5 protein-coding genes are annotated in these 4,893 nt (G+C 76.7%); 4 read left to right on the forward strand and 1 reads right to left on the reverse strand.

The genetic code is table 11. The features are described 5' to 3' along the window. Positions 1-31: 31 nt before the first annotated feature. Positions 32-1,441, reverse strand: a complete 1,410-nt coding sequence (locus ACWENR_RS29585) for an acyl-CoA synthetase (protein ID WP_452280237.1) — start codon at positions 1,439-1,441, stop codon at positions 32-34. A gap of 274 nt (positions 1,442-1,715) precedes the next feature. Between ACWENR_RS29585 and ACWENR_RS29590 the strand changes: the two genes are divergently transcribed. From ACWENR_RS29590 to ACWENR_RS29605, 4 genes are all read left to right on the forward strand, one after another. Next, positions 1,716-2,420 carry an HAD-IA family hydrolase gene (locus ACWENR_RS29590; protein WP_452280238.1) on the forward strand — a complete coding sequence of 235 codons (705 nt, stop codon included), beginning with the start codon at positions 1,716-1,718 and terminating at the stop codon, positions 2,418-2,420. A gap of 248 nt (positions 2,421-2,668) precedes the next feature. Further along, entirely contained in the window at positions 2,669-3,610 is a 942-nt protein-coding gene (locus tag ACWENR_RS29595; RefSeq protein ID WP_452280239.1) for an ATP-binding cassette domain-containing protein, read from the forward strand. Beyond that, positions 3,607-4,344 (forward strand): ABC transporter permease, encoded by a 738-nt coding sequence (locus ACWENR_RS29600; protein WP_452280240.1) that lies wholly within the window; start codon positions 3,607-3,609, stop codon positions 4,342-4,344. Before ACWENR_RS29595 ends, ACWENR_RS29600 begins: the two co-directional genes overlap by 4 nt. Before the next feature lie 260 nt (positions 4,345-4,604). Next, positions 4,605-4,893: DUF5988 family protein (locus ACWENR_RS29605; RefSeq protein WP_452280241.1), on the forward strand; the 289-nt coding region annotated here is incomplete at its 3' end.

Raw genomic sequence — 4,893 nt, forward strand, 5'->3', positions numbered from 1 at the left:
CGCGCGTCGCCGGAGGGCGACGCGCGGCCGGTCAGTCCGCCAGCAGCCGGTTCTTCTGCACCTTTCCGAGGGCGTTGCGGGGCAGCGCGTCGACCAGGCGCACCTCGCGCGGCCGCTTGTGCGCGGACAGGTGACGGGCCACGAAGTCCACCAGCTCCGGCCCGTCCACCCCGTCGCCCACCACGTACGCGGTGACCTGCTGGCCGAGGTCCGGGTGCGGGACGCCCACCACGGCGGCCTCGCGGACCGCCGGGTGCGCCAGCAGGGCGTCCTCGACCTCGCCGGCGCCGATCCGGTAGCCACCGCTCTTGATCAGGTCGGTGGAGGCCCGGCCGACGATCCGGTGCCAGCCGTCCGGGTCGACCGTGGCGACGTCGCCCGTGCGGAACCAGCCGTCCGGCGTCCCGCTCGCCGCGTCGGCGTCCGGGCGGTTGAGGTACCCGTCGAAGAGGGTGGGGCCGGCGACCTGGAGCTCGCCCATCGCCGCCCCGTCGGCCGGCAGCGGCGCGCCGTGCTCGTCGACCACCCGCGTCCGCACCCCCGGCAGCGGCACCCCGACGGCGCCCGGCCGGCGCGGCCCGTCCGCCCGGGCGCTGACCGTGATCAGGGTCTCGGTCATCCCGTACCGCTCCACGACCCGGTGGCCGGTGAGCGCGGCGAGGTCCGCGAAGACCGCCGCCGGCAGCGCCGCGCTGCCGGAGACCAGCAGCCGCGCCGGGCGCAGCGCCCGCGCCGCGTCCGGGTCGGCGGCGATCCGGGACCACACCGTGGGCACGCCGAAGTACATCGAGCCCCCGGCGGCCGCGTACCGCCGCGGGTGTGGCCGGCCGACGTGGTGCAGCCGGCCGCCCAGCCGCAGCGGCCCGAGCACGCCGAGCACCAGCCCGTGCACGTGGAACAGGGGCAGGCCGTGTACCAGCAGGTCGTCGGGGGTCCAGGCCCAGGCGTCGGCCAGGCCGTCCAGGCACGCGGCGACGGCCCGACGCGAGATCACCGCGCCCTTCGGCGCGCCGGTGGTGCCGCTGGTGTAGAGGATCAGCGCGGTGCGCGCCGGGTCCGGCTCGGGGTGGACGGAGTCCGACCGGCGGGTCAGGTCGACGGGTACGACGGCGCGGCCCGCCCCCTCGGCGGCGCCCGCCGTGCCGGCCGGGACCAGCAGCGCCGTCGCCGCCGAGTCGCGCAGGATGTGGTCACGCTCCATCGGCCCGGCGTCCGGCGGCACCGGCACCACGGCGGCACCGGCGGCCAGCGCCCCGACCACGCCGACCACCGTCTCCAGGGTCGGGGTCGCCTCGACCGCCACCCGGTCGACGCCGCGCAGCTCGTCCGCCACCGCCGCCGCCAGGCGGCGCAGCTCCACCCAGGACACCGCCCGCTCGTCGACCCGGATCGCGTCCGGACGCTCGTCGGCGCTCTGCGCGAGCCAACTCAGCAGCGGCATGGTGCGACCCTTCTCCAGCGACACGGCCCGGCGGCCCCGGGCGCCCCGCCCCGCGTCCGGCCGGCCCGAGCGCGACCGGCCCGAGCGCGACCGGACCGGGGCGACGGCGGACCGGTGGTCGGCGACGCCGGTAGGGTCGGCGCAGCGCCGGTGGACCCGGGCGGGCGTACGCCCGGCCGGCAGGCCCGGGACGACGACACCGACCGTAGTCGGGGCGTCCCTCGGCCTGCCACCCCTACCGGCCGGCGGAGCGGACGGGCGGGAGGTGGCGTCGGTGGCCGGGGCGACGACCGGGCGGGCGCCGGTGCCCGCGACCGTCCGCGCCGTGGTGCTCGACCTCGACGGGGTGCTGGTCGACAGCCTCGCCGTGGCCCGGGAGGCGTTCGCCCGCGCGTACGCCGAGGTGGTGGGCGACGGCGTCGCCCCGGTGGCGGAGTACTGCCGCCATCCGGGCCGCTACCTGCCGGAGGTGCTGGAGCTGATGGGCCTGCCGGCGGCGCTGGCGGAGCCGTTCGTCCGGGAGAGCAACCGCCTCGCGCACCGGGTCACGCCGGTCGACGGGGCGCCGGAGCTGCTCGGCGCGCTGCGCCGGCGGGGGATCGGGCTGGCCGTGGCGACCGGCCGCAGCGGCGTCCGGGCCCGGGACCTGCTCGGCCGGCTCGACCTGCTGCCGCTCGTCGACCACGTGGTGGGCTCGGACGAGGTGCCCCGGCCCAAGCCCGCGCCCGACATCGTGCGGCGGGCGCTGCGGCTGCTCGGGGCCCGGCCGGCGGAGGCGCTCATGGTCGGCGACGCGCCGAGCGACCTGCTCAGCGCGCGGGCGGCCGGGGTGGTGGCGGTGGCCGCGCTGTGGGGCGAGTCCGACGAGGAGGCCCTGCGCGCCGCCCGTCCCGACGTGGTGCTGACGCGGCTGGACGAGCTGCTGCCGCTCTGCCCGGGGCCCGGCCGGCCCGCCCGCCCCGGCGGACACGCGCCGTGACCGGCCGACACCCCTGCCGCCGTTCCGGATCGGCGACGGACACCCCTGTCCACGGGCCGCGTCCCGGCGTACGCCCCCGATTCATCACCTGATCGATTGATTCGTGCCTCCGTTGGTCGGATGATGTCGGGCGTCGGCCGGCCTCGCGGGCGTGCCGGCGCCGGCCCGTACCCGCGGCCGACGCCGCGAGCAGCCGAGGGGTCCCGCCCTTTCCGACGGCCGCCGCCCCCCGAAGGAGGACCACGCCCATGCCGGTCATCGAGGTCGATCATCTGCAGAAACGGTACGGGGAGAAGGTCGCCGTCGCGGACGTCTCCTTCACCGTCGAGCAGGGCGAGATCTTCGGCGTGCTGGGCCCCAACGGGGCGGGCAAGACCACGACCGTCGAGTGTGTCCAGGGGCTGCGCCGCCCCGACGGCGGCACCGTCCGGGTGCTCGGTCTCGACCCGATCCGCGACCGCGCCGAGGTTCGCCAGCGCGTCGGCGCCCAGCTCCAGGAGAGCCAGCTGCCCGACAAGGTGCGGGTGCGGGAGGCGCTGGACCTGTACCGGTCCTTCTACCGCAACCGGGCGGACATCGACGAGCTGCTGACCGACCTCGGCCTGGCCGAGCAGCGCGACACGTACTTCCAGAAGCTCTCCGGCGGGCAGAAGCAGCGGCTGTCGGTGGCGCTGGCCCTGGTCGGGCGGCCCGAGGTCGCCATCCTCGACGAGCTGACCACGGGGCTCGACCCGCAGGGCCGCCGGGACACCTGGGACCTGGTCGAGCGGATCCGCGACCGGGGCGTCACCGTCGTGCTGGTCACCCACTTCATGGAGGAGGCGGAACGCCTCTGCGACCGGCTGGCGATCATCGACCGGGGGCGGGTGGTGGCGATCGACAGCCCGTCCGGCCTGCTCGACCGCGTCGCCGCCGACCACCGGGTGCGCTTCCGGCCCGAGGGCCCGGTCGAGGACGCGCTGCTGCTCGCCTCGCCCGCCGTGACGGGGGTGTCGCGGCACGGCGCGGAGGTGACGGTGACCGGCACCAGGGACGTGCTCCAGTCGGTGCTGGCCGCGCTCGACGGGGCCGGCGTCCGCTACACCGACCTGCGCGTCGAGCAGCCCAGCCTCGACGACGCGTTCGTGTCCCTCACCGGCCGTGGGGGCCGGACCGCCACGCAGTCCAGGACCGCCGGAGGGTCATCGTGAGCGCCCTGACGAAGCTGATCGCCGTCGAGACGAAGCTGTTCCTGCGGGAGCCGGTGTCGCTGTTCTTCGTCTTCGCCCTGCCGATCGGCCTGATGCTCGTCTTCGGGCTGCCGCAGCGCGCCGGCACGGCCGCCGACACCGGGCAGCACGCCGAGCAGACCTTCCTGCCGTCGCTCGCGCTGGCCCTGACGATCGGGATGCTCGCGCTCTTCACCCTGCCGATGGCGCTCGGCATCTACCGCGAACGCCGGGTCCTGCGCCGCCTGGCGACCACCCCGGTGCGGCCCGCTCTCCTGCTGGTGGCGCAGGTCGTGGTCAACCTCGTGATGGGCGTCCTCGGCGCGGTGGTCACCGCGATCGCCGTACGGTTCCTGCTGGACCAGCCGGCGCCGGCCAACCTGCCCGGATTCGTGCTGGCGTTCCTGCTCGGGGTGGCCGCACTCTTCGCCGTCGGGCTGCTGATCGCGGCGCTGGCGCCCTCCGCGCGGGCGGCGCAGTCCATCGGCCCCGCGCTGTTCTTCCCGCTGCTCTTCCTGGCCGGCGCCTGGCTGCCCCGCGACCGGATGCCGACCGTCGTGGCCGCCATCGGCGACTACTCGCCGCTGGGCGCGACGGTGGACACGATCGGCACGGCGTGGGCGGGCGCCAGCCCGCAGTGGGGGCAGCTGCTCGCCCTGGCGGTGACGGCCGTGGCCGGCGCCGCGGCAGCCACCCGCTTCTTCCGCTGGGAGTGAGCCGGGTGGTGGCCGCCGCCCGGACGCGCGGGGGCATCGCCGCTGACCAGGGCCGTTCCTAGGGGTCCGCTAAGGGTGTTCGACGAATGTGACCCGGATTACGTTCGGTGCGGAACGGGCGGTCGGCCGGCGCGACGACGCGGTGCGCCGCACGGCGCCCGTCCGCCCCGGCAACGGGGTGTCGTCAGGCCTGTGTGGACGCCTCCGCCGGCGAGCGGTGGGGCCGTCCGAGGCGTGCGGAATGCGACGGAGGTCGTGCCATGAAGGACTTTTCGCAAGCGGATCCGGTCGCCCGGGACGCCGCCGGGATCGTCGATGTCGTGCTCGAGGGCGGCCCGGCCGACCTGCCGGCCGACCTGCGCAGCCACCGGGTGGCGCGGGCGGCGGAGAAGATCAAGGTCCGGCACTACGGGGGGTACGAGCACTTCGAGCGGGGCGCCGCCCAGGAGGCGGCCGACGCCGTGCTCCCCGGGGTGGAGGCCACCGAGTACGACCTCGGCGCGGCCCGCTGGCACCGCACCGGCGAGGTGCTGCCCGACTCGGTGCTGA

The organism is Micromonospora sp. NPDC004336 (assembly GCF_053602615.1).

Excerpts from the sequence above, each read along its gene's own strand:
- ACWENR_RS29585 (WP_452280237.1), bottom strand. The coding sequence starts at position 1,441 with ATGCCGCTGCTGAGTTGGCTCGCGCAGAGCGCCGACGAGCGTCCGGAC.
- ACWENR_RS29595 (WP_452280239.1), top strand. The coding sequence starts at position 2,669 with ATGCCGGTCATCGAGGTCGATCATCTGCAGAAACGGTACGGGGAGAAG.